Consider the following 25303-nt stretch of genomic DNA (forward strand, 5'->3'; position numbering starts at 1 on the left):
TGCGTATGAGAATTGTCATGAAAAGGCGAACCATTAACGGGCGAGCGGAATATTGTATCGTATACAAAAGCCTACCCTTGAAAACGGGAGGCCGATTTTTTTGCCCGGGGAGATGGTCTTGTGTCCAATGGACAACTGCCGATTCGCCGCATTGAAATAAAGCACGACGATTTTGCAGAGCTGCAAAAAGACGCATGGACTCAAACGTTCGTTCCGGTTCGACTGGAAGTCGACGGGAAGCCTTATGAAGCAAAAATCGCATACCGGGGCGGGCACACGTTAAATTATTCCAAAAAATCATATGAAATCCGGTTTGAGGAAGGATTGGTGCTGCATTGGAATGCGGAATATGACGATCCGTCCATGATACGCAACGCGTTGTCATTCCATTTTTTCAATGAGATCGGTGTTTCTGCCCCACGGACGCGTCCGATTTTACTGGAATGGAACGGCGAACCGCATGGCGTCTATTTGGAGATCGAAGCGGTGAACAGCCGGTTTTTCAACAAGAGGGGACTTGGCTGCAGATCGCTGATTTACGCCGTCAATGACAACGCCAACTTCGACCTGTTCGAATCGGAAACGAAAAAGCGCAAATCCTCGTTAAGCGAAGGATATGAAATCGTGATCGGCGAGAGCAGAGCGAAGCAACGGATCGTCTCCTTTGTGCGTAACGTCAATACGCTGCGCGGCACGAAGCTATCTGCCTATCTGAAGCAAAGACTGGATACGAACCAATATTTGCTTTGGCTTGCGGGAGCCGTTCTGACCGGAAACTATGACGGCTTCGAACAAAATTACGCGTTATACGAAGAGAAGCAAGCGGGGAAATACCGCATTTTGCCATGGGATTATGAAGGGACATGGGGACGCAACTGCTATGGAAAGCAGGTGTCAAGCGATCTGGTGCGCATTAACGGCTACAACCGGCTGACGGCCCGGCTGCTTTCGTTTACCGTTTGGAGAAAACAGTACTGCGCCCTGCTCCGCGAGCTGCTCGATACCCATTTTACGATTGAAAAGCTGTCGCCTGTCATTGACCGGATGCACCGCAGAGTGTCGGACGCGATACGGCTTGATTATACCCGCAATCATTCCTATCAGCTTTTTTTAAGCGAGCCCGCGCTAATTCGCAATTACATCAAAGAACGACGGGCGACGATACTGCGCGACCTTAAACTGCTGGAAAATGGGAAGCGGAAGCAGACCGCCGGCCCGTCCGAAACCACAGGCAGCCTGCTCACCGTGAAAATTTGATTAGACGCGGCGAAAAAACGCAGCATTAAACTTAGGGACGCTCCGCCTGCCTCTTCGCCGCATATCTCCGTTCTCCCACGTAATGCCGGATCAGCCACCATCCTGCAATCGGCGCCGCACCGACCCCGAGCATCAGCCAAGTGATCGCACGCTGAGTCGGGTGCTGCGGAAGGACGAGCAAGTAGGCGGTCAAACCGATAAGCCGGCCTGCCGTCAGTGCCGCTTCCCTTAGCACAATATACTCGACACGCGCCCGCGCGCTCTGCTCGTTTCGTCCGATCAAATCAAAGACCGACGAAGTCATTGGAATCATATAGAGCGGTATGAATAGCGAAGTGCCTATTCCAAACATGAGCAGCGTGCCGTATTGAATGCCGCCGAGCAGCAGCGGTAAAATAACCGCCGTCACCGCGATTACGCCGACCAGCATGGACAGCCTGCGCCAGCGCGGACGCAGCCAGCGGCCGACCGTCCAGAAGCTTCCGAGCGCCACCAGCGATGTGATCAGCGTAAACGTACCCAGCTTCTGCTCGCTGCGGGTGGCAATATAAACCGCAAGCCCCACCAGAAAGAGAAAGACCCCTTCGCGGACACCCTGCATCATAATGGCAGGCACGAATTTCCGCCAGGGGTTTCCCCGCTCCCGCAGCTCCCGAACGCCGAGAAACCAGCCGTACTGTCCTTCGGCCGGCCGCTTTCGCAGCCAGAAGCTGAGCACAACCGATACGGCAAAGATGACGATCGATACGCTGAAAATAATCCGGTAGCCCGCCGTTCCCGCCGACCGGCTAATAATAAGCCCCGAAAGCCAGGGGGCGACGATTCCCGCGCATGAACCGAGCAGACCTGCCCAGCCGTTATAGCGGTCGCGGTTGTTCGGCTCCGTAATCTCGAAATAAACGACATTGTAGGCGAGCCAAAAAAATCCGCCGGCAATTCCGTTCAATGCCCCTAGCGGAATATAATAGTGCCGGGATGCATTTCCGAGCAGCAGGACGGTCAAATAAAAACAGCCGGACAATGCGACGCCAAGGCGCAGCGTGTTCATTTTGTTGTACTGCTTCACCCATTTGCCCGCCAGCCAGAACGTCAATCCGCTGATGCCGAACTGGCTGAATGAATACCAGCCGATCAGCGCGTACGATTGGCTCGCTTTCCACAAATAGACCGGGACAAACGTTCCCGACAAGGCATTCGCCGTGTTGAACAGGGAAAGCACAAGCAGCAGCAGCACTGCCTGCGCGTCAAGTCCCGTTCCGCCGCTGCGGGCCTTGCCTTCCGCATCGCCCTTATGCAGCGCAGATTGGCGCAGCCTGGAAGCCGATTTTCCGGCGTAAGCCATGACCTTCCCCCCTTCGCTTCTTAAAGGGTTTCCCACCCGGGGGAAGGTCATGCCGCCTTTCATTGAATTACCAACGATTACTTGCCGGCGAGCGATTCAATCAGTTTCTTTCGCGTCTGCGGGCTTAGTTTGGTCGACGTTTCAAAGCATGCGGGGCATACATACAACGAGAACCGGACAGGCGCCTCCAGCAGCGGACGGCCGAGCGCTTTCGGTACAACCGGCTCGAAGCCTTCGGTGACCGTCTGCTCACCCGTGAGCACCATATATTCCCGGCAGGCCGGACATTCCGGAACTTCATCCTGATCTTCAAGCACTTTTTCCACGGACTGCCGGGCAGCCAAATCCGCCAGATCGCCTTGACGGTAGCCGTCCCCGTCCATATCGCCCAGCCAGCCGCCATCGTCGCCGGCTTCGGCATCCTTCCAGTCCTGATCCCCGTCTCCCTCGTCGTCGCCGAGCGTGAGCGTGCGGTAGCCGCTAAGCTCGTTGTCGCAGTGGGGGCAATGTTTTTCCGGACCGATCTCTTCGTCCCATACGATTTCTGTATCGCACCAAGGACAGATCGTTGCGTGTTCCTGTTCCGCCATTCTTCGATACTCCCTCTCCATATTATTGGTTTAAATAAACAACGCCCAGTGCAATAAACAGCAGTGCCAGCCCAAACAGCGTTCCCCATAAATATTTCATCGGTTCACTGCACCTTTCGCAAGGATTGACGCCATATCTGTTCTGCTAGATAAAGTTTTGGTTAGATCACCGTTGCCCCGATCAGATAAGAAAGGGACACGGAAATGATCATGGCAATAACTCCGACAGCCCTGTTGTCGGCGCGAATTTCTTCATCGATGCGGAATACCGGCGTCAAAAATTCGAACAGAAAATAAGCGCCGAGCAGCAGTGCGAACCCGTACGTTGCCCAAATGAGACTTTGATAGATGGAATCGCTCGTTTGAAAGGCGAAGCGGAAAATATTGCAAATTCCGAATATTTTTCCGCCCGTCGCCAGCGCCACCGCTACATTTCCTTTTTTGATCTCTTCCCAGCATTTGTACCGGGCGACCAGTTCAAAGCAGGCCAAAAACACAATGAGCGCAAAAACCGCCACGGCGACGGAAGCAAGCGATGCCGTATAGACATTGTTCATGAGCAAATCAACCATCCGCTCCATCTTCATTCCTTCCTCCCGTTACTTCAGCTCTGCAACCGTCACGCCGGCTCCGCCTTCCCCATAATTGCCGAGGCGGTAGCTTTTGACATGCTTATGACGGCGCAGAAAATCTTGAATGCCGGAACGCAGCACGCCAGTGCCCTTGCCATGAATAATGTAAACCTGCCCCATGCCGGACAAAAACGATTCGTCGAGGAAGCGGTCCACCTCCATGATCGATTCTTCCAAATTCGAGCCGCGCAAATCAAGCTCCATCCGCACGTTGTCGTCGCGCGTACGCTTCAGGCTCGCCGCCTGCTTCGGCTGCTGCGGCTTGATTGCGGCAGCCTGCTTGATCAGCTCAAGGTCGCCGGTTTTCACCTTCATCTTCATGATGCCGAGCTGCACCGTCGCTTCGCTGTCGGATATGTCAACCACATGGCCCTTCTGGTTCAAGCTGTACACCATCACTTCGTCGCCGGGTTCGATTTTCACCGCTTTAACGCTGCGCGCCGCTCCCGCTTTCTTCGGCTTGTGCAGCTCGGGAGCGGCTTCATCGAGTTTGCGGCGAGCTTCGATCAGCTTATGCTGCTTGACCGCGGCCCCTTCCTCCTGCGCCAGCTTGCGCAGATCGGCAATGATATCCTCGGCTTCCCGCTTCGCCTTGGCGACGGCCTCGCGCGCCTCCTCCTGCGCCTTCAGCAGCAGCTTGTCGCGCTGCTGCTCGAACTGGAGGCGCTCGCTTGCATACTTGGCGCGCAGCGCCTCCATTTCGCGGCGCTCCGCTTCGGCGCCTAGACGCTCGTTCTCCGCGCTTAAGCGGTCCTCTTCGAGCGAGGCGATCATGTTCTCCACGCGCAGATCGTCTTCGCTCACTTCGCCGCGGGCCTGGTCGATGATCATTTTGGATAACCCAAGCCGCTCCGCGATCGCAAACGCGTTGCTGCGGCCGGGAACGCCGACGAGCAGACGGTACGTCGGGCTGAGCGTCGCCACGTCAAACTCCATGCTGGCGTTAATCAGCCCTTTGCGGTTATAGGCGTAAGCCTTCAGCTCACTGTAATGCGTCGTCGCGACGATCCGGCATCCCATTCGGTGGATATGATCCAAAATGGCGATCGCCAGCGCCGACCCTTCCGCCGGATCGGTTCCCGCCCCAAGCTCGTCAAGCAAAACGAGGCTTTTCGGCGTCATCGAACGCAAAATGCGGATAATATTGGTCATATGGCTCGAAAACGTACTTAAGCTTTGTTCGATGCTCTGTTCGTCCCCGATGTCGGCGTAAATGGCGTCAAAGACGCACAGCTGGCTGCCGTCCTCCGCCGGCACGAACATGCCCGACATCGCCATCAGGCTAAGCAGCCCGATCGTTTTGAGCGACACCGTTTTACCGCCCGTATTGGGACCGGTGACGATGATGCCGGTGTGAGTGTTGCCCAGTTCCACATCCAGCGGCACTACCTTTTGCGGATCGATCAGCGGATGGCGGCCGCGCCGCAGCTTAAGAAAGCCGCGGTCGTTCATCCTCGGCAGCGCCGCTTTCATATCATGCGCCAGCCTTGCTTTGGCGAACGCAAAGTCAAGCTGGCCGAGCAAGTCGGAATTGAGGAGCAAATCTTCCTCATACTCAGCCGCTTGAGCGGTAAGCATCTGCAAAATTTTCTCGATTTCGCGCTCTTCGGCCGCCCTCAGCTCGCGCAGCTTGTTGTTCATCGCGACAATCGTTTCCGGTTCGATGAACAGCGTCGCTCCGGATCCGGACTGGTCGTGAACGATTCCGCCGAAGTGGGAACGGTATTCCTGCTTGACGGGAATGACGTACCGGTTGTTGCGGAGCGTAATGATGGCGTCCTGGAGCATCTTTTGAACGGAGGTCGAGCGGATCATGTTCTCAAGCTTCTCGCGGATGCGCGACTCGCCGCTGCGCAGCTCGCGCCGGATCGAGGCCAGCTCCATGCTCGCGCTGTCGAGCACCTCCGCGCTGTCGTCGATGCAGCGCATAATCGCTTCCTCCAGCGGCCTGTGCTCGGCCAGCTGCTGCGCCAGCGCCGCCAGCAGCGCGATCGGCTCATCTTCGTGCAGCTGCAGCAGATGGCGCTTCACGCGGCGCGCCCCGCGCGCCGTATAAGCAATTTCCAGCAGCTCCGCGGCGTTCAGCGTGCCGCCGATCCGGGCCCGGTGCAGCGACTGCGCGATATCGGCAATTCCTCCGAATGGGGCGCTCCCTTTGAGCCGGTCCGCTTTGCTTGCTTCGTCGGTCGCCTGCAACGACCGCTTCACATCTTCCAGGTCGGAGTTTGGTCGAAGCTCCTCGGCCCGCTTCCGCCCCATCGTCGTTGCGGTGTGCTGAAGCAATTTATGAATGATTTTGGAATACTCCAAGGTTTGCAATATTTTGTCGTCCAAACGGGCACAACTCCTCTCAAGCTACATTATAGCGGATGAATGTATTCGATGCCATGACCGGGCGGCGCGGTTCGAAATCATAACAAGCTTGTATTCTTAAAGAAGTTTTCGGCTTTCTAAACCTTCCATGTATGTTATTTACGGGTAAGGTGACAATAAGAACGGGTTCTTCAACTACACCAAGCGTGCAGGAGGTTAGCGAATGAATTTTCTTGGTCATGTTGTCCGCTTTATTGTGGCTGCCCTCGTTCTGATGATTGTGGGATTTATTGTTCCCCAATTCTCGGTTGGCGGATTCTGGAGCGCTCTGTTTCTCGCGCTTGCGATTGCCGTTCTCGGGTGGATTGCGGAAGGTATATTCGGCAGACGGATCACGCCGTTTGGACGCGGCATCGTCGGTTTTATCGCCAGCGTTGTCGTCATTTGGCTGGCGCAGTTTATTGTCGCCGGCGTTTCCACCACGCTGCTCGGCGCCATCCTCGCTGCCCTTGTGATCGGGATTATCGACCTGTTCATTCCGGTCACCAGCCCGTTTGAGGCCGGCAAAAAACGCAACTGACGAATAAGCACGCCGGTACTTTAGTGGACAAACCGGCTTCAAGCAAACAGCGTGCCCGCATTCTCGAAAGAAATTCCAAACGAGATGACGGGCACGCTGTTTTTGCATGATTTGCATGCTGGAAGGATTCAATTTTTGTTCAAATTTTTCATAGGTTTGACGATGCGTATTCCCTTTGAATTCATTACAATAGAGTTGATACGTTTTCCCGCAAACAGAAAGCTTTAATTCGGAAAGGGATGGTTCGAAGTGTACCCAACAAAGATCAAGTCGATCACTATACTTTTGGCAGTCGCTTTACTTGCCCTTGCGCTGACGGCCTGCGGCTCCTCCGGCAAACAGTCCGGCGCGGACAATTCCTCTTCGGGAGCGACCGATACAGCCACCGCTTCCCAGGAGCTTGTCGTTCACGCGAAGAACTGGGAGTTTGACAAGAAGGAGTATACGGTCAAAAAAGGCGAGCCGCTCAAAATTTCGCTCGAATCGCAAAATGTGCACGGGATCGAAATCGCGAACACCGATGTTAAGCTGGAACCAGGCGAATCTACGGTAATCACAATCGATAACGCCGGCGATTATGAGATTTCGTGTTATATTCCTTGCGGTACGGGTCATCATGAAATGAAGGCCACGTTAAAAGTCGTATAATCTTAGATTACAAACAAGCTTTATCATCGCGCAAAAAGAGAAGGCCGGATTTTGTTCGGCCTTCTCTTTTTTGAATGAAAAGCAAAGGTTAACTTTGCTCGATCAATTCGATCCATTCATTATATTCCGTTTGCAGCTTTGCATATTCCTGCTTGAGCTTCTCATGCTCGTCGTTCAGCCGGTCGTGCGTTGCGCGAAGACGGTCATGCTCGGAGCGGAGCCGTCCGACGCCGCGCTCATCCTCGGACCGTTCCTGCTCCAGCTGCCGCAGCGTTTCGCCAAGCTGCTGGGCCTGCTCCGTGGCGGCAGCCGCTTGCTGGGCGGCATGCTGCAGCTCTTCGCGCAGCTTGGCATCTTCGCTTTCGCGCTCCTGCCCAAGATGGGCGAAGCGGTGCAGCTCCTCTTCCGCCCGGTGCGCCCGCTCCCGCTCCTGCAGCAGCTGCCGCTCAAGCTCTTCGATGCGACCGGCGTTATTCCCGGCCTCGGTGCGAACGCGGTCCAGCTCCTGCGCAAAGGCTTGCTCGGCGGCTTCACTGTCCGCATTTCGCTTCGCTAGCAGTTCCTCGAACCGAAGCTCTGCCGCTTCTTTTTCCGCCGCCAGCTGTTCAAGACGCTCTTCGGCTTTCCGCTGCACTTCCGCAATCAGCTGCGCGGCATGTTCCGAAGCCTGCTGCTCTGCCGTCTCGGCCAGCCGGCGCAACGTCTCGAGCTGCCGCTCCTGCTCGCCAAAGCTGCTGGTGCGCTGCTGCTCCAATTGCTGCTGTTCGGCCAGCATCCGCTCGGCTTCGGCAAGACGGGCTTCGCGCTCCTGCAGCTCCCGCTCCAGATTGCCGATCGCCGACCGATGGGACTCCTCCTGCTCCAGCGCCGCCATCAGCTGATCTTCCGCTTCGCTGAGCCGTACCCTCCAGCTTTCGGACGCCGTTTCGTGCTCGCTTCTTAATTGGTCGAGCTCTGCGCGCAGCTGCTCCGTCTCCTGTTTCCAATTCGTTTGCCGCCGCTCCAGCTCCGCGCGGAAAGACTGCTCCAGCTGGGCAGCGTCGGCTTTCCACGCAACCAGCCGCTCTTCGGCCTGGCGCTCCGCTTCCAGCTTGTCCGCTTCCGCCCGCTGCTCCAGCTCCTGCAGCCGCTGCTGCGACTGGCGCTCCAGCTCCCGCTTCTGAGCTTCGGCTTCTTCCCGCAAGCTTGCTTCGCGCTCTTTCCAGCCGCGTTCCTGTTCCGTGAGCGCGAGCTGATGCAAACGGTGCGCTTCGGCAAGCTCTGCCGTCCGCACATGGTTTATTCGTTCAATTTCTTCCAGAGAATCCGATTCCTGGGCTTCAATAGCCGTCTTCATTTGTGCCCGCTCCGCTTCCATACGGACTTCAAGCTCCGCTAATTTACTGTGCATAGCGGCTTCAAGCGCTTCCTTCTCCTTCAGCCAGCCGACCTGCAGCCGCTCGTGTTCGATCTCTCGCTCTTCTTCCCACTGCTCGCGCTCGGCTTGCAGGCGCTTCTCATACCGCTCCTGTTCGGACTGTCCTGCCGATACTAGCGAATCGCGTTCGGCAGACCAGAGAGCTTCGAGCTCGGCCCGCTCGCGGCCGAATTGCTCCTCGAGCTCCTCCCGCAACCGCGCCAGCTGCGCCCCGCTTTCCGCTTTCAGCTCGTCCAGCTGCGCTCCGCTTTCCGCTTTTAACTCCTCCAGCGCGCGCTCCGTTTCGCTCCGCTGCTCGGACAGCGCTTGCTCCTTCTCCTTGCGTTCCCCGAGCAGCTTCGCTTCCAGCTCCCGCAGCTGCTCCGCGTACAGCGCTTCGCGGGCGGCAAGCTCTGCACGGTGCCGTGTATGACTTTCCTCGCGCTCCTGCTCGCGTTCCAGACATTCCGCCTCATATAGCCGCTCCAGCTCAAGCCTCTCCCGCTCGCGTTCTTCACGCTCCGCTTCATACAACCGCTCAAGCTCGGCAGCACGCTGGCCGAGCCGGCTCTCCAACTCGGCCCGCTCCTCCAGAAACCGCGCCGCCTGCCGCTCCAGCTCCTCCGTGCGCGCCTGCTCCAGCTGCGCGGTTTGCTCCGCGAACTGCCCCTCCAGCTCTTCGCGCTGCGCATCAAGACGCCCGGCGAGCTCGCTCTCCTGCGACGCCTGCAGCCGCTCCAGCTCTTCATTCCGATCCGCCAGACGCGCCTCGAGCTCTTCACGTTCTCCCGCATAGCGTCGCTCAATCGCTGCAAGCGCCGATTGATGCTTTTCCTCCCGGTCGATCCGGTCGGCTTCGTACAGCCCCTCCCATTCGATCCGTTCACTTTCAAGGAGCCGGCTTGCTTCCTCCTGCTGCGCTTTATGGACGGCTTCGAGCTCGGCGATCTGCTTTTGATGTTTTAGAAGCAGCTCATCCTTCTCGGCCAGAAACTCCTGCTCGATCCGCTCTCTGGCGGCTGCGGCTTCCTTTTCCATCCGGCCGATTTCTTCCTTTACCGCTCCCTGGACGGCCGTCAGCCGCTCCTCCGCTTCGGCGCGGATTCGCTGCTCCGCTTCTTTCCGTTCCGTCTGCAGACCGGAAAGCCGCTGCTGCCAGTGCCGCTCCCGTTCCTGCAGCTCGAGAGCAAACCGTCCCTCCTCTTCTTTGGCGCGTTCGAGCTCTGCCGCAAGCATCTTGCGCAAACGCTGCTCTTCTCCAAGCCGCGCGCTGTCCTCCCGCAGCCTGAACACATCTTCAGCCATATGCACCGCTGCGAGCACCGCAATCCTCGGCATATCGAGCCGCGGGTATCCTTTGGCAAGCTTATGCATATTGTCATCCACATGCGCAGCTACCTGCTTTATGTAGTCGGCGCTGGAATGTCCCATGAGCCGGTACTGATTTCCGTATATATCAACCGTCACCCTCAAGCGTTCAGCATCCTTCAAGGCGGTTTCCTCCCAAGTAAGTCGTTTCGCTTTCTTATGTTGTCGTCGCCCGCTGCTTCCGGACGAGTGGTAAGCCAATTTGTTGCAAGAGCCTTCCGCTTGCTTGCCCATACGTTTGCAAAGCCTTTACATGAAGCTTATTTCCCATCGTACGCAAAATCGTATGCGCTTCGCAACTTTTCCGGATTAAAATTCTCCAATCGTTGGATGCGGCCCCCGAATAACAGAACGTTTGACTTGCGTAAAAAGTTGATCATCATGAACGGATCATTGCGGACAAGCAGAAACGGCTAACGCCGTCTTATTGGGCGGCCATACGTTTCGCGGTGAAATCTAAGAAAGTATAAGCGTGAAACTTATCGTTTCTTGGATTTAAAAAAAAGAAACGCAAAAAAGCCGCATCGCAGTCCTTTCGAAACTAATTCGATGCGGCTTTTATCGTTTCCTGCCTATTTCCTCAATTCAGCGGCAAAAGATTGTTCCAGCTTCGTCACCGATTTGGCATGCAGCTCAGATGCCTCTTCGTCGGTCAGCGTACGCTCCGGATGCCGGTATACGAGCGACAGCGCGACGCTCTTTTTCCCTGCGCCGAGCCGCTCGCCGGTGTAAACGTCGAACACGTTCACCGACTCCAGCAGCTCGCCTGCAGCTTCGCGCACCGCCGCGCACAACGCGCCGGCTTCCACGCCGCTGTCCACCACGACCGCGATGTCGCGTTCAATCGCCGGATAGCGCGGAAGCGCTTTGTACTCGATGGAGAAGTCCGCTTCTTCATATACGGCATCCAGGTCGATCTCCAGCACAAAGGTGTCGTCCAGATCGTTATCCAGCTGAACCGAAGGATGAAGCTGGCCGACATATCCGATCGTTTCCAGGCCCAGCTGCGTCTGCAGCGCAACCGATGCGGTCCGTCCGGGATGGAACTGATCGGGCTGCGCCGCGGCATAGACGATTTTCCCGCTCAGCCCGAGCAGGTGGAACACCGATTCGAGCACCCCCTTGGCGGTGTAAAAATCAACCTTCTCGGCTTTGCGGTTCCACTGCGACGCCTCCCGGCTGCCCGTCAGCAGCGCGGCGAACCGGTGTTTTTCCCGCGGCAGCTGCGTCAGCACGTCCTCGTCGGTATGAAACACGCTGCCGATTTCAAATACCGACACGTCGGCCGTTTTGCGGTTCCGGTTGTAAGCCGCCGTCTCCAGCAGCTGCGGAATGAGGCTGCGGCGCAGCACGCTGCGCTCCTCGCTCATCGGCATCGACAGCCGCACCGGCTTCGCTCCGCCGCCCAAATCCGGGAACATTTCCGTACGCTGCGGGGAAGTGAACGAGTAGTTCACGACTTCGCTTAAGCCCGCGTCGGTCAGACGCTTGCGGAGCTCGCGGCGGATCGCCTGCGGCTTCGTCAGCGCCCCCGGCGTCGTGCTGCCTTCGATCGGCGTCGTCGGGATATTGTCGTAGCCGAACAGCCGCGCCACCTCTTCGATCAGATCGACATCGCGCGTAATATCGCCGCGGCGCGTCGGCACGGTAACGGCGAATTCGCCTTCCGGCGACAGCTCCGACTCAAAGCCGAGACGTCCGAAAATCGTCTGGATTTCCAGCTTGGACAGCTGCGTGCCCAGGTAGCGGTTCGTTTTGTCAATCGAAATCGAGATAACGGCCGGCTCTGCTTCCTGCACGACAACTTCGGCGATGCCCTCGGTTACGAGACCTTGCGCCAGCTTCGCAATCAGCGCGGCGGCGCGGTCGAGCGCGGCAATGACGCGGCCCGGGTCCACTTCCTTCTCGAAGCGGGCGCTCGATTCGGAGCGGAGCCCAAGCTGACGGCTCGTCTTGCGCACCGTACCGCCGTCGAACTTGGCCGATTCCAGCACGATGTTCGTCGTTTCCGCCGTCACTTCGGAATTGGCGCCGCCCATTACGCCGGCGAGCGCCACCGCTTTCTCGGCGTCGGCAATAACGAGCATGTGCGGCTCCAGCGTGCGCTGCTGGCCGTCCAGCGTTTCCAGCGTCTCGCCCGGCTTCGCCGTACGCACCGTAATGTGCCCGCCGGCGATTTTATCGCCGTCGAACGCGTGCAGCGGCTGCCCGTATTCCAGCATGACGTAGTTGGTCACGTCCACCACATTGTTAATCGGGCGGATTCCGGCCGCGATCAAACGGTTTTGCAGCCACAGCGGCGATGGAGCGATCGTCACGTTGCGGATGGAGCGGGCCGAATAATGAGAACAAAGCTCGCCGGCTTCCACCGTCACGCGGATATGATCCTCGGTCCGTTCGGCGGCGCGGAACACATCGTTTTGCGGAAGCTGCACCGGACGGCCCGTCAGCGCACCTACTTCGTAAGCAACTCCAAGCATGCTCAGGCAGTCGGAACGGTTCGGCGTCAAATCCAGCTCCAGCACGTAATCGTCAATGCCGAGCACATCGCCGATCGGCTGTCCGAGCTCCGTAGCCTCCGGCAGCACGAGAATGCCTTCCTGCTGCTCCTTCGGCAGCAGCTTGTCGTTGATGCCCAGCTCCTTCGCCGAGCAAATCATGCCCTGGGACTCCACGCCGCGCAGCTTCGCGCGCTTGATGGCAAGTCCTCCCGGCAGCTTCGCGCCCACTGTCGCCACAGGCACTTTTTGTCCCGCGTCCACGTTGCGCGCCCCGCACACGATTTGCAGCAGCTCGCCGCTGCCGACATCCACCTTGCAGACGTTCAGCTTGTCGGCGTCGGGATGCTTTTCCTTCGCGACGACGTATCCGACGACTACGCCGCTGACCCCTTTGTTGCGGGATTCGACGCCGTCGATTTCGATGCCGCCGGCGGTCATTTTTTCGGCCAGTTGCTCCGGTCCGATTCCTTCCAAGTCGATATATTCGCTAAGCCATTTATAGGAAACATTCATTTTCTCTCACGCAGCCTTTCCGTTACATTCTCGCGAACTGGCCGAGGAAGCGCAGATCGTTCGTATAAAAATGGCGGATGTCATCGATGCCGTACTTCAGCAGCGCGATCCGTTCGATACCCATCCCGAATGCGAAGCCGCTCACCTCGTCCGGATTGTAGCCTCCCGCTTCCAGCACCCGCGGATGAACCATGCCGCAGCCGAGAATTTCCAGCCAGCCGCTTCCTTTGCACATCCGGCAGCCGTGGCCGCCGCACTGCACGCACGTCACGTCCACTTCCGCGCTCGGTTCCGTGAACGGGAAGAAACTCGGACGCAGACGGATTTCCGTCTGCTTACCGAACATCAGCTGCACGAACTGCAGCAGCGTTCCTTTCAGGTCGCTCATCTGGATATTGGGGCCGACAACGAGCCCTTCCACCTGGTTGAACTGGAACGAATGCGTCGCGTCGTCGTCGTCGCGGCGGTATACTTTGCCGGGGCAGATGACTTTGAGCGGCGTTTTGCCGTTCATCGCGTGCATCGCGCGGACCTGCACCGGAGACGTATGCGTACGCATCAAAATTTCGTCCGTCACATAGAACGAATCCTGCATATCCCGCGCCGGATGGTTTTTCGGCAGATTGAGCGCTTCAAAGTTATAGAAGTCCGTTTCCACCTCGGGTCCTTCGGCAATCGTGTAGCCGAGGCCGACAAAAATATCTTCGATTTCCTGCGCCACTTTCGTCAGCGGGTGCAGCGCGCCCTGCGGCAGCGGCGTGCCCGGAAGCGTCACATCGAGCGTCTCCGCGCGCAGGCGCGCTTCGGTTTCCGCCTTCTGGAACGAAGTCTGCTTCTCTTCGATTACCGCTTCGATGGCGCCGCGCACCTCGTTGCCGACTTGGCCGATGATCGGGCGCTCTTCCGCGCTAAGCGAACCCATGCCGCGCAAAATTTCCGTGAGCGCGCCTTTTTTGCCCAAATATTTGACCCGCAAATCGTTCAGCTCCTGGGGACTGCTTACCCCCTGCAGCTCGCTGAGCGCTTCCGTTCTGAGCGCCTCCAACCGTTCTTTCATCGTTTATTCGCCTCCAATAAATACGTTGCTTCACAATACAAAAAGGCCCTTCCTCCCATAAGGGACGAAAGGACCGTGGTACCACCCTAATTCGGGCCACCGCTAATCTTGCTCGCGGCAAACCCCTTTGAACGGATAACGGACCGCAAAGCCGTGTCTTCCTACTGAACCGTTGCGGCTGCCTGTTACCGCGCCCGCTCCGCCGTTCAAAAGACCTGCTCCGGAGTGAAATTCGGCGCAGCTCTTCCCGCAAAGACGCTCGCAATCTATGGCGTCTTCTCCCTGTGCGTCAAGCAACGCTTACTTGTCTCCATCAAAGCATTCACTATACATATATCACCTATTATACTGTCAGTGCGGCAGCGATTGCAAGGGCAATTGACCTGCTCGAAGATCTGCAATTGATTGTATGATACTTTGCTTGAGATCTTCACTCGATCTGCTTGAGGGTTGCTCATGGATATGATTGAGTTTCTGCCCGATATTTGCCCGTAAGCCTCATGCGCCGCATTTCCGCTATTGCCGGCGGTGAACACCTCCCGCCTTATAGACGCTGCCGATAATCCGGAACGGAACATTGGCCGTCTTAACCGTTCCGTTCCGGTACAACACCTCGAACCGGAGCGTGTAAAGGCCTTTGTCCAGACCGTCTGTCAGCGAGCTCCAGCGGGAGTCGTACAGCCGGCCCGCATAATGATTGGCCTCGCCGGTGAACGCCAAAACGGCTTCCGTATCGAGCTGATCGCCCGAAAGTCCGGCGGCGCTCAGTTTAACGGTGACACGGCTTACCGGAGCGGCCGACGTATACCCATGGACGATCATCACTTCTCCGGCATAAAAATCTTTCGGATCGCCCGCTGTCTCATGTCCCGCCTGCTCATGAATTTTCAGCCACTCCGCCGTATGCTCGACGGACGCGCCCAGCGTCAGCGGCTGCACCTGAACCGCACGCTCCGCTTCGCTCTGAGCCTTGCCGTCCGATACGGTCAAACGAATTCTGTACGTGCCCTGAAGAGCCCGGGCGATAACCGGTGGTGTGTCATATACCGTCATCATACCCATTGGGTCGGTTACCGTCCATTGCCCGGTCACCAGATCTCCATCCGGGTCCGTCGATTGATCGATAAGCGTCAAGTCATCGCCTTCCCATACCGGCTTCGGACTCCAGTCAAACGCCGCGTTCGGTGGACGGTTCGTTTCGATATAGAAAAATTTCGGGCTGCTCCACCCGCTCCAATCATAACCGTCAAAGACCCGGATCTGCACATACATGTTCACATGCTCCGGCAAATCGACCGACGGCCGCATGCTCAGCGCATTGCCCGGTTTGATGTCCGTATCCAGAACAACCGTCCCTCCGTATTGGTAAATTTTCAGCTGGTAACGCGTCTGCGGATCGCCGTCGGCGTCGAAGTAGTTCCATTGAAACTGCGGCCTAATCTCCGTCAGCTTCGTCGGGTTATTTGCGTCGGCGCTGGCCGGAACGGTAACCTGCGTCCCCGGAACCTGATTGTATATGTTCACCTGGCGGCTGAATTGCGCCTCGGCGCCCGCCGAATCATGTACGATCTGACGGATGTTGAACGTGCCAAGGCTGCTGAACGTTTTCATCCAACTCGTCCGTGACGTGCTCGCGAACGACTCGGCCCCGTTTGTCGTTACGTTCCGGATAAAATATTGATGCGGCAAATTATCGCGGCCCCCATCTTCATTATCGCGGGCGGTCGAATCGATCGTAATCCCCAAGCCCCGAAACGTGTTCACAGAGCTCGTAGTAAAGCCCGGTACCGGCGGCGAGTTCGGCGTCGGAATCGTGGAAACATCGAGCGATTGCACCGCGTAAGTTGACCATGCTCCATATTCATCTTTGACAGCCATACCAATTTCATACATTCCTTTTTCCTGCGGTGTTACCAGCTTCTCGTATACCGTGTTGCCTGACGGAGTAATATAGTAGAATTTTTTTTCAAGCACGCCGCGTGTCGTCCGGTAATCGATCCCCGTATTTTCGGTCGAATAGCTGGTTGTACTTTCATACCGGTCCGGATCGAAACTGCTGTCGGTCCAAATCACTTTTCCGTCCCCTGCCGGCGTCACCGTAAACAGAGCAATCGGCCGGCGGTGCACCGTTACCCGTTTTGAGAATGCGTTGGAATATTTGCGGTATTCATTGAACGTATTGTCCGGATACAGGTAAGACGGATTGGGATCGTCCTTCGCCTGCAGCGTAACAACGTAGTCGCCTACCTTATCGAAAATCAGCTGCTCGGAATCAAACGTTATGCCGTTTAATCCGGACATCCCCTGATTGTTCAGGAACCGCGGCGTATGTTCCACGCTCCACTTGTACGATCCGGCTTTCGGATCGCCCTCGGGATCGAGAAACTGAATGTTGTTGTACGCAACCTCGGCTCGGGCCGTGCCTTCGTCCCAAATGGCGTAGCTGTCCGACCACTCAACCGTTCCTTGCTTAACGGGCTTGTACGTGAAAGCACTGAAGCGGACAAACGCCTTGTTGGAAAAATAACCGAAGCGTCCCTGACTGTAACTGCCATCGTTCGCGGTCAGAATCGGAATGTTATTAAGGAACACATCGATCTGACTGCCGGCCGCCTTCACTTTAACCGCATAGCTTGCATTGGATTGAAACGCATAGCTGCCGCTTTTCAGCACCGTTTTATTTCCATCCACGTACTTCACCAGATTAAAGCTGTGCCCGTCCGTCTCAACGGCGTACCGGTTGCTCGTATCCTGCATCCGGAAGGAAAAACCGTTCCATTCGTTGTCGTAGTCGATGTCCTCCATCCGGAAGCTGTATTTCATCTCCGCATCGGAAAGCGATACGTCCGAAAGGAACTGGCCGCTCGTGAACGATTGCCGGACCAGGGAAGAACCGTTTGGCGTGCCGACCGCGACATTCAGCAGCAAATTAGCATCGTCACTTGAACTTGAACCGCCGGTCAAATAAACATACACACCGTCTCCGTAATATTGCCCATATCGGACGTAGCACGCTTTTATCGTATTGCTGGTTGCCCCGTTTGGCCCATAAACCGCGATCCCGTCATTGCAGGGTGCCGTATTGCCGTAATTGCCGGGATAGCGCATATTGAACTCCGTCCGGCTGCCATCCACCGTCACACTGCCTTTTCCGGGAGAAAGAGAGCCGTTCCAGTTCGTATAATGGGAAGCAAAATCAAACATCCCCGTTCCCGATCCGCCGCGCGCATTATGATAAGCCTTAATGGTACCGTCCCACATATTAAGGGTATAAATGCTCGGGTAAGAAATAAATCCGTCGTACCCCATTTCATAGACCTGTACCGAAATTTCGCCAGCAAACGTATTGATTTCCAGCGGCGAAAAATTATCGTAACTGTAAATTCCGTTTAAGCCGGGCGCTCCCCCAGGGCTAACCGTTGTAAAATCATTCGGAGCCGTCAGATACCGTTTCCAAATCGGATTTAGGTTCGCGTCGTACTTGTTAATGCTGAGGTCCAAATATTGCGTGTTTTCGCCATTTCGAATGGTGAATCCTTCGTAGGTGTAAACATTCCCATACGGGTCGGTAAAGAGCGGTTTTGCCGCGGCATATGGCCGAGCACCGAAATCGGCTCTCGGTTGCGGCACCCTCCAATCGGCCAATTTTCGCAGCGATAAATCAGGCGACAGCTCGGCAAACTGGGCGTATACCTCCCCAGGCTTGGCATTCGATTTTACCGTCCTCAGCACGACGCTGCTCCCTTTTGCATAGACGATTTGCCAGTATTCATACCCGCTCGATACGGGGTCGGTACCCGAGAATCCAAGATCAAACGGTTTGGTCGTCTGATTGAGCAGTTGGCCTGAAAAAGCGTCATAGACGGCCAATCGGTAGCCGCTGCTGTTTAAACTGGACACATATAAATATTTTCCCGCGACTTCCCAGTTGTTGAAGTAGTTGTTTTTATTCTTCAAATTGATTCGGAACGCATACGGATCGCCGTTCCGGTACTTGTATTTCATCGTCCATCCGCCAGAGATTCCATCAAGCGGGGACAGTTTCTTTGGATCCAGCGCGTAAATGACCGTATCCTCATAAACCATACCTGTTGCCGCAGAATCGTCAAAGTACAGCAGCTTTTGATTGGAGCGCATTTTAAACTGGTCCGCATCATCCGTGTATACGTTATTACCATAAGCGAGCCGGTGACTGGAAGGGATAATTTTGACCGGATCGCCGTTATCGTTAATGATGTAATCATTCAGCTGCACGCTGCTTAAAGAACGCCACGGCGATAAATTGTTGGTACCGAAACCGTTCGGCTGCTGATAAGCAAAGTTCCAAGCCTTACCCCCGCCGAAAACAGGATAGTTATTCATATAGTTCGCCTGATTGCCGAAGTTCCGGGCATCGCCGCTCACCAGGCTGCCGCCTTCAATCCGCCACAGGTTGTTTTTGCTGAAAACCTGCTCGCTGCTGTTCGGCACGTAAAGCGGCCAGTTCAGCATCGTGTCCGGCCGGATCGTTGTGCTGGCTTCCAAATCCGGCTGCGGATTTTTCCCTTCGACTTCAAACGAAACTTCCGGCGCGTTGTTGACGATGTTGAACGTAAGCGTTGAATCCGCTTGATTCGCAGTATCGCCGGATTTACCGTAGTCTTCCGTCACTTTCACATAAAAGAGATACTTGCCCACCTTATTTGCTGAAAACGTCACACTCTTCAACGACCCTTTGATGTCCTGCCATGCATCATCGTAAAAGCCGTTGTTTGCCGCATCGTACTTGTATTTGTACTCCGCATTCACGATTGTATCGCCGTCCGGAGAGTACGATTGATTCAAAATGACGTTTGGTTCATTCCGGATACCGACGCTCGGAACATTCAGCTTCGCAAGCGGAGGCTGATCCGGCTTGACCACCAGATTGCAGCTGGCCGGGGAATCCGATTTACGTCCCTGGTTATCGTAAACGTCGAGGAAAATTTGGACCGTAAGGTCCTGATCGGTGTCGTTGGCGTAGGTCAGCTGCTTGTTTGTCCATTCATCCCGGCTGTGGTCAATCGTACGGCCGCTGACCGGACTGTAGCTGCCGCTGCTGTCAAACGCGCTGTCCGGTACGATATGATTGGCAATAACGCTTGCCGGGCATTTAATGACGGGAACCGGGCTTTTCGAGATGACGTTGATGTAGGTAACTGCTTGCGCCGTTGCTCCCCACTGGTCCCGGATTTGGCCGCTGATGTTATGAAAGCCTTTTTCCATCACGATGCCGTACATGCCCCAGCCGCTCTGCGGATATTTACCGGGAAGCGACTGCATCCACGGATCGCTTTTGTCGAATAAGAATCCGTCAAAACTCATCGTATCGCCATCCGGGTCAAACGGAGTCGGAACGGCCGGATCGTTAACGACGACAAGATCAAGCACTTCACCTTCGATAATCTGGTGAACCGGCTTCGTCGGCTCGCTTCGTTTCACGAATGCGATTTGAAATTGCGGCGGATGGTTATTTGAGGGTCCGTTTACCTCTAGCTGCTTTGGACCGATCCAGTCAGTTGTACCGCAGCTCGTAGCAATTTTCAAATACACGTTATGCGATCCGACGCCGACAACGGTCGGATAATCCGAGCGCGAAAAGCTCGTATCGCTGATGCTGCTATACGCTTGAGTCTGGTTTTCCACGCCGCCGCGCTCGAATTTGTAAATGTGGTACTGGTATGTACAGCCATTTAGGTTAAAGTCCTTGGGGTGGAGTGTAAAGCTCTGGCCGTATTCGATGGTGCTTGGGACGATGTCGAAATCTCCGGTGAAGTCGGAAGCCGCTGGCACTGCTCCGGGCGTGAACGTTCGTGTTACCTCGTTATTACCCTCGTTTTCTTCATTGATGGCTCCTGAACTGTCTACCGACAACTTAAATGTCTTGGCTGCCGCTGTCGTAAACGTGTAGCTGAAGGATAGGGAAGAGGAGGCGCCACTGGCTGCCGAAGGTATTGTATTAAGCTTAATCACTGTGCCCGTTTCATCCATAATCTTCACGTTAAACGGATTTCCGATATTTGTTCCGACATTACGATAAGTAGCCGTAAAGGTAGCTGCTTTTCCGACTTCGATCGAATCCGTTGAGGTAATGTCATCGGCAATAAGATCGGGTTTGGTTATTTCGCCGACACGCTCATAAGAAACTTCGACTTCATATTCTAGGATGTAAGTGGTTCCGGTCCAAACTGTGTTTGAATTCAGGAAGTAACTTCGACCTTGGACGTTTCCGCCGAGAGAATTATCGGCTTCATAATCAATGTTTTCAACATTGTACGAAGATGACAAGGGTTTGTGGACTTTGAGGTATCCGTAACCATCCTGACCTTTGCCTTTGTAATCAATGACCATCCCTGCATCAATTGGTGTTGCTTCTGTAATATTTATCGAATTTGGAGCAACTTTTGAACTCGATATCGTTTCTTTTGAAGGGGTTTGGAAAGCATCCGGTGGAGGAAGTCGATCCGACCAAGAAGCAGCACTTCCATCTGAAAAACGAAGTTGAGGAGGAATGACTTTACCGCTATCATCAGTAGCCGGAAACGACCCTGGATACTGGGAAACCCCTCCTGATAAAGTAGGAGGACTAGCCGTATATATAAAAGAACCGGTTTCGCTAGTACCTGACCTCCAAGTTTTACCGCTGGAATCACGCCATATGGCGTAATACATCGTTGATTTTCCTGAAGATGTTACTGTAACGGGATCACCATTAATTTGAGGGACTATAATTTGCTTGGAATTGTTATCATAACTGCCTAACTGGCCTTTAGTTGTCCCGTTTTTAATCAAGTTCCAAGATTTTACTTCATAATTTTGATATTGAGGGACATTAATTGTTAAATTATTTATGACCGAGTTTGGATAATATTTTTGGTACCCAGGATTATTGGACGATTTGATTGATTGTGTCATTGTGGAAGCTGCACCTTCAACCTTCTTCATTGATAAAACATTAAAGAAGGAAGTGAAAAATGAGAGAATCAATAAGCAGGAGACTATTTTTTTCATTTTTTATTTTCTCCAAAAATACGTCCATCTGGTGCAAACATAATATGATCCATTTGGCTGTTCCAATCAAGATACCAGAAACGATCATTATCTCTTTGATATATTTTCATGTCTTCTTTGCTAATCGTTGCGAGATACCAGGTTGTGACTTTGTTCATTTTATCCATTTGCAAAAAATTGATTTGGTTAATAGGTGACTTCAATTCGGCTGGATAAATAATCGCGTCCATGAGATATGGACTACCGACCATTGTTTTAAATGAGACCCTCGTTTTGGGTATGATTTTGGTATTTTCCATTACAACTTTAAAGGCAACCAAATAGTCTTCTTTCCAACTTTTTCTATCTACTTTTAACAAACCAGGAACCCAATCCCGGTACGGACTATTTGCATCACTTAAATCGATAATCAAAATTTGCTCAAACGTTCCTTTAACCGTATACGATAGGTTATGAGTAAGGGGGAGAGCATTCATCTTTCCTCCCCACATAGTTTCAATATTCGTTCCCCGGTAAGCGACTTCTGCATATGAAGCAGCTCGTTTATCCACGTTCAACTTACCGCCGTTCAATACAGTTAAGATCCGGTCCATAATGACCGTTGCTTGGGCTCGGGTGGATTTTTCTTTAAGGCCCAGCTCACCGCCGGCGAGACCAGAAATAATCCCGCGTTTCGTCGCTTCATACATGAGCTGCGTATCTGATGTCTTTGCTGAAGCAGCTCGTAAGGACTCGTCGACAGCCCGAACCGCAATACGCGCCATTTCTTGCCGAGTGATCGGCTGATCCCAGTTCCCGTTAAAGTCACTTATGCGATGAACACCGGCGTTAACAACAGCATTCAGATATGGGGTATACCACTTCTGACCCGGCTGCACTTCATCGATTGGGAGCTGAAGCAACGAACTGATAAGCTTTAAAAACTCAGCACGACTGATCTCCTTGCTAGGCTTAAAGGTTCCATCAGAAAATCCATTCACAAGTCCCATGCCCAGAAGTTTTTGTATGGAGGAATAATACCAGTCTGTGGCGTTTACATCTTTAAATCCTGCAGCAGATTCGGCTGAAACAGAGGAAAACTGTCCAAACAATAATGAAAAAAGGATTATTGTAAAAAATAAGCGTTTCATCATATTTATCACTCCTTGTTGGATGTGTTTTCTTTTCGATATTCCTAAACTATCGGCAAGCTTACGCCCGCTTTTTAGATGATCACTCTCCCACGAATTGCTCTTCAAAACCGCCCTATCGAACTCACACCTCCCTGCGCAGAAATTCCCCATCATTGTTCCATTTCACGAAAAAAACAAAAAACACCCCTCGCAATGAATCATTGCAAGCGGGTGCTTCCCGTTTGTTACTATTTAGTTCAACGTCCCGTTGCCGAGACGGCACTGATCATTTCCTGTACTATAGTTGCAAGTATAAAATAGAACCGAGCGGAGCGCAAGAAGATGTTAATTAACAATATGTTGAAAAAAAATGCATCCACGCTGCCCCGAGCCTACACCCGACTCCTCTTAAGCCCGAGCCTTCGCTTCAATAATGCTTTCGCTCAGGTTGCGCCGAGGGCTTGGTTTCTCGCGATCATGGAACCGTTCGTCCAGCGATTCCAGTCCTCCCCGGTAACCTAGCGCGACGACGGCGAGCAGTTCCAGTTCGTCGGGAACATCGAGCACCTCGCGCGCTTTTGCGCGGTCAAAGCCGCCGATCGCGCGCGTGGACAAACCGAGCAGATGCGCCTGCAGCGCGAGCGTGCCCCAGGCCGCTCCCGTGTCGAAGGCGTGCGCGCCGTTCGGCTCGCCTTTATCGTTCAGCTTGCTCGAAGCGAGCAGAATAAAGACGGGTGCTTTATCAGCCCATATCCGGTTGCCCGGCAAAATAAACGAGCGGAACAACTCAAGCTGCTCATCCGTTTTTGCCACGATAAATCGCCACGGCTGCAGGTTGCTCGACGACGGCGCCCAACGCGCCGCTTCCAAAACGGTGTGCAGCGTATCGTCGGAAACCGGCTGATCCGAATACGAACGGGCCGACCAGCGGCTAATAAACTGAGGCGATACCGGGTGATCGGCACTGCGGTGAGCTCGCACCTCTTCCGCCAACTCTAACGCTTTATTTTCCGCAACAGCATGTTTTTCACTCATTGACCACACACTCTCCTTTTTTCCTAAAAAAATGATTTAAACTTTTTCCCCTACCCGCGCATAACGGTTAGCCGGCACTTTCAAGCCGAGATTCCCGCGCAGCGTGTCGCTTCCATATTCGGTGCGAAACAGGCCGCGCTGCTGCAGGATCGGCACAACGTGGTCGACGAAATCCTCCAGTCCATTCGGTACCGCTGCCGAAAGCATGAAGCCGTCCGCGGCTCCCGCCTCGAACCATTGCTGAATTTTGTCCGCCACTTGCTCCGGAGTGCCGATAAAATTCCCGCGGGGCGTAACGGATCGAAGCGCCACCTGACGCAGCGTCAGATTTTGTTCCCTGGCGTCCTTTTTGATTTTATCGGTCGTGCTGCGGAAGCTGTTTTGGCCCAGGTCTCCGATGTCCGGGAACGGCTCATCAAGCGGATACTGCGAGAAGTCGTGATGCTCGAAAAACCGGCCGAGGTAATTCAGCGCCGTTTCAATGGTCACGAGACCCGCAACCTCCTCGTACTTACGCTCCGCCTCCTCCTGCGTCGAGCCAACGATCGGTCCGATCCCCGGAAAAATAAGCACCTCTTCCGCCGACCGGCCGAATCCCGCCGCCCTTTGTTTCACATCCCGGTAAAATTCAACCGCGTCCTCCAAACGATCATGTCCTGTAAAGACGGCGTCCGCTTCCTTCGATGCGTAATCCCGGCCGACATCCGACGAGCCTGCCTGAAAAATAACGGGATGCCCCTGTTTGGAACGGGCGATGTTGAGCGGACCTTTGACGGAGAAAAACTCGCCTTTATGATTGAGCGTATGCAGTTTATCCGGATCGAAAAATACGCCCGTTTCCTTGTTGCGGACGAACGCGTCGTCTTCCCAGGAATCCCAGAGCCCCCGCGTCACCTGCAAATATTCGGTCGCGATCCGGTAGCGCAGGTCGTGCTCCGGATGCTCTTTCCCGCCATAATTGAGCGCCGATCCTTCAAGCGGCGAAGTGACGATGTTCCATCCGGCGCGGCCTCCGCTGATTTTATCGAGCGAAGCGAACTGGCGGGCAACCGTAAACGGCTCGCTGTAGGAGGTGGACAACGTGCCGACAAGCCCGATGTGCGTGCTCGCGGCGGCAAGTGCGCTGAGAATCGTAACCGGCTCAAAACGGTTCAAAAAGTGGGGGATCGATTTTTCGTTAATGTACAGTCCGTCCGCAATGAAGATGAGGTCGAATTTGCCGGCTTCGGCTTTATGCACCCATTTCTTGTAAAGCTCGAAGTTTACGCTGGCATCCGGCTGCGTATCGGAGTGTCTCCACATCGCCGGATTTCCACCGACCCCATGCAGCAGAGCGCCCAATTTTAACTGTCTGCGCTTCGTCATCACATGTTCCCCCTCATTAGATTGGTATGGACGGTATCTAACGGCCTGGTGCTCAAAACATCCGGGCTGTATTCAAACCAGTTCATACGCCAGCTTGATCCGTCCGATCTGCTTCAGATGAACGTGCACATGCGCGATAAACCCGCGGACAGCGTCGGCCAGCGAAACGGTGTCCCCTTTGGCATTGACCGCCGTTTTGTGCCAATCTTCCGCGCGCAGGCGCCGGAACAGCAGCTCGTTATAGGCGAGCAGCGCTTCGTACAGATCGAGAATATCGTTCGCATCGCTTTCGTTTGCGCGGGTGCTGCGGACCCAATCGTCCTGGCTGAACGCCGGCAGGCGGCTGGTTGTGCCCGAGAGGATTTCGCGAATACGGAACGTCACGACAAAGTTATGATCCGCCAGATGCGACAGCACCTCCGTCACGCTCCACACTTCAGGAGACGCCTTCCATTTGAGCTGATCCTCATTCAGCCCCTCGATGGCCCGCTTCAGTTCGCCATGTGTTGCCAGATAGCTCTGCAAATCGATAATGACGTTTTCACTCATCCTTTTTCCTCCATTC

Annotated in this window: 15 protein-coding genes and 1 other annotated feature; of the genes, 3 read left to right on the top strand and 12 right to left on the bottom strand. The window is 54.7% G+C overall.

Annotated features, from left to right (window positions below):
- Window positions 1-120: 120 nt before the first annotated feature.
- The gene (locus VN24_RS02120) at window positions 121-1257 is read left to right on the top strand and encodes a CotH kinase family protein (protein ID WP_045669078.1); all 1137 of its coding nucleotides are present in this window, start codon (window positions 121-123) and stop codon (window positions 1255-1257) included.
- A gap of 31 nt (window positions 1258-1288) precedes the next feature.
- On the opposite strand, the gene VN24_RS02125 is transcribed toward VN24_RS02120, so the two are convergent.
- From VN24_RS02125 to VN24_RS02140, 4 genes are all read right to left on the bottom strand, one after another.
- The gene (locus tag VN24_RS02125; RefSeq protein ID WP_052702740.1) at window positions 1289-2599 is read right to left on the bottom strand and encodes an MFS transporter; all 1311 of its coding nucleotides are present in this window, start codon (window positions 2597-2599) and stop codon (window positions 1289-1291) included.
- Window positions 2600-2676: 77 nt separating this feature from the next.
- Window positions 2677-3189, bottom strand: a complete 513-nt coding sequence (locus VN24_RS02130; protein WP_045669079.1) for a hypothetical protein — start codon at window positions 3187-3189, stop codon at window positions 2677-2679.
- 161 nt (window positions 3190-3350) lie between these two features.
- A complete protein-coding gene (locus tag VN24_RS02135; RefSeq protein ID WP_045672880.1) occupies window positions 3351-3770 on the bottom strand; it encodes a DUF350 domain-containing protein in 420 nt (139 codons plus the stop codon).
- An 18-nt stretch (window positions 3771-3788) separates the two neighbouring features.
- Window positions 3789-6155 carry an endonuclease MutS2 gene (locus tag VN24_RS02140; RefSeq protein WP_045669080.1) on the bottom strand — a complete coding sequence of 789 codons (2367 nt, stop codon included), beginning with the start codon at window positions 6153-6155 and terminating at the stop codon, window positions 3789-3791.
- 202 nt (window positions 6156-6357) lie between these two features.
- Here VN24_RS02140 and VN24_RS02145 point away from each other — a divergent pair, with 202 nt between their 5' ends.
- Entirely contained in the window at window positions 6358-6714 is a 357-nt protein-coding gene (locus tag VN24_RS02145; protein WP_045669081.1) for a phage holin family protein, read from the top strand.
- A gap of 249 nt (window positions 6715-6963) precedes the next feature.
- Entirely contained in the window at window positions 6964-7362 is a 399-nt protein-coding gene (locus VN24_RS02150) for a cupredoxin domain-containing protein (protein WP_052702741.1), read from the top strand.
- 88 nt (window positions 7363-7450) lie between these two features.
- Here VN24_RS02150 and zapA read toward each other — a convergent pair whose 3' ends face one another.
- The 8 genes from zapA to VN24_RS02205 all read right to left on the bottom strand — a co-directional run bounded on the left by zapA (window position 7451) and on the right by VN24_RS02205 (window position 25287).
- Window positions 7451-10249, bottom strand: a complete 2799-nt coding sequence (gene zapA / locus VN24_RS02155; RefSeq protein WP_045669082.1) for a cell division protein ZapA — start codon at window positions 10247-10249, stop codon at window positions 7451-7453.
- A 449-nt stretch (window positions 10250-10698) separates the two neighbouring features.
- Entirely contained in the window at window positions 10699-13140 is a 2442-nt protein-coding gene (gene pheT / locus VN24_RS02165) for a phenylalanine--tRNA ligase subunit beta (RefSeq protein ID WP_045669084.1), read from the bottom strand.
- Window positions 13141-13162: 22 nt separating this feature from the next.
- Complete coding sequence (pheS, locus tag VN24_RS02170; RefSeq protein WP_045669085.1) at window positions 13163-14197, bottom strand: phenylalanine--tRNA ligase subunit alpha; 1035 nt, start codon at window positions 14195-14197, stop codon at window positions 13163-13165.
- Window positions 14198-14254: 57 nt separating this feature from the next.
- Window positions 14255-14523: a binding site (T-box leader), on the bottom strand.
- Window positions 14524-14713: 190 nt separating this feature from the next.
- The gene (locus tag VN24_RS02180; protein ID WP_082083577.1) at window positions 14714-21226 is read right to left on the bottom strand and encodes a CARDB domain-containing protein; all 6513 of its coding nucleotides are present in this window, start codon (window positions 21224-21226) and stop codon (window positions 14714-14716) included.
- Entirely contained in the window at window positions 21223-22359 is a 1137-nt protein-coding gene (locus tag VN24_RS02190; protein ID WP_045669089.1) for an S-layer homology domain-containing protein, read from the bottom strand. Before VN24_RS02190 ends, VN24_RS02180 begins: the two co-directional genes overlap by 4 nt.
- 387 nt (window positions 22360-22746) lie before the next feature.
- On the bottom strand, window positions 22747-23373 hold the full coding sequence (locus VN24_RS02195; protein WP_045669090.1) for a nitroreductase family protein: 627 nt from the start codon (window positions 23371-23373) through the stop codon (window positions 22747-22749).
- Window positions 23374-23409: 36 nt separating this feature from the next.
- Window positions 23410-24738, bottom strand: a complete 1329-nt coding sequence (locus VN24_RS02200; RefSeq protein ID WP_045669091.1) for an LLM class flavin-dependent oxidoreductase — start codon at window positions 24736-24738, stop codon at window positions 23410-23412.
- 72 nt (window positions 24739-24810) lie between these two features.
- Window positions 24811-25287: a DinB family protein gene (locus tag VN24_RS02205; RefSeq protein ID WP_045669092.1), complete on the bottom strand. Its 477-nt coding sequence runs from the start codon at window positions 25285-25287 to the stop codon at window positions 24811-24813.
- Window positions 25288-25303 lie beyond the last annotated feature (16 nt).

This window comes from Paenibacillus beijingensis (genome assembly GCF_000961095.1).
GTDB classification, from domain to species: Bacteria; Bacillota; Bacilli; order Paenibacillales; family Paenibacillaceae; genus Paenibacillus_O; species Paenibacillus_O beijingensis.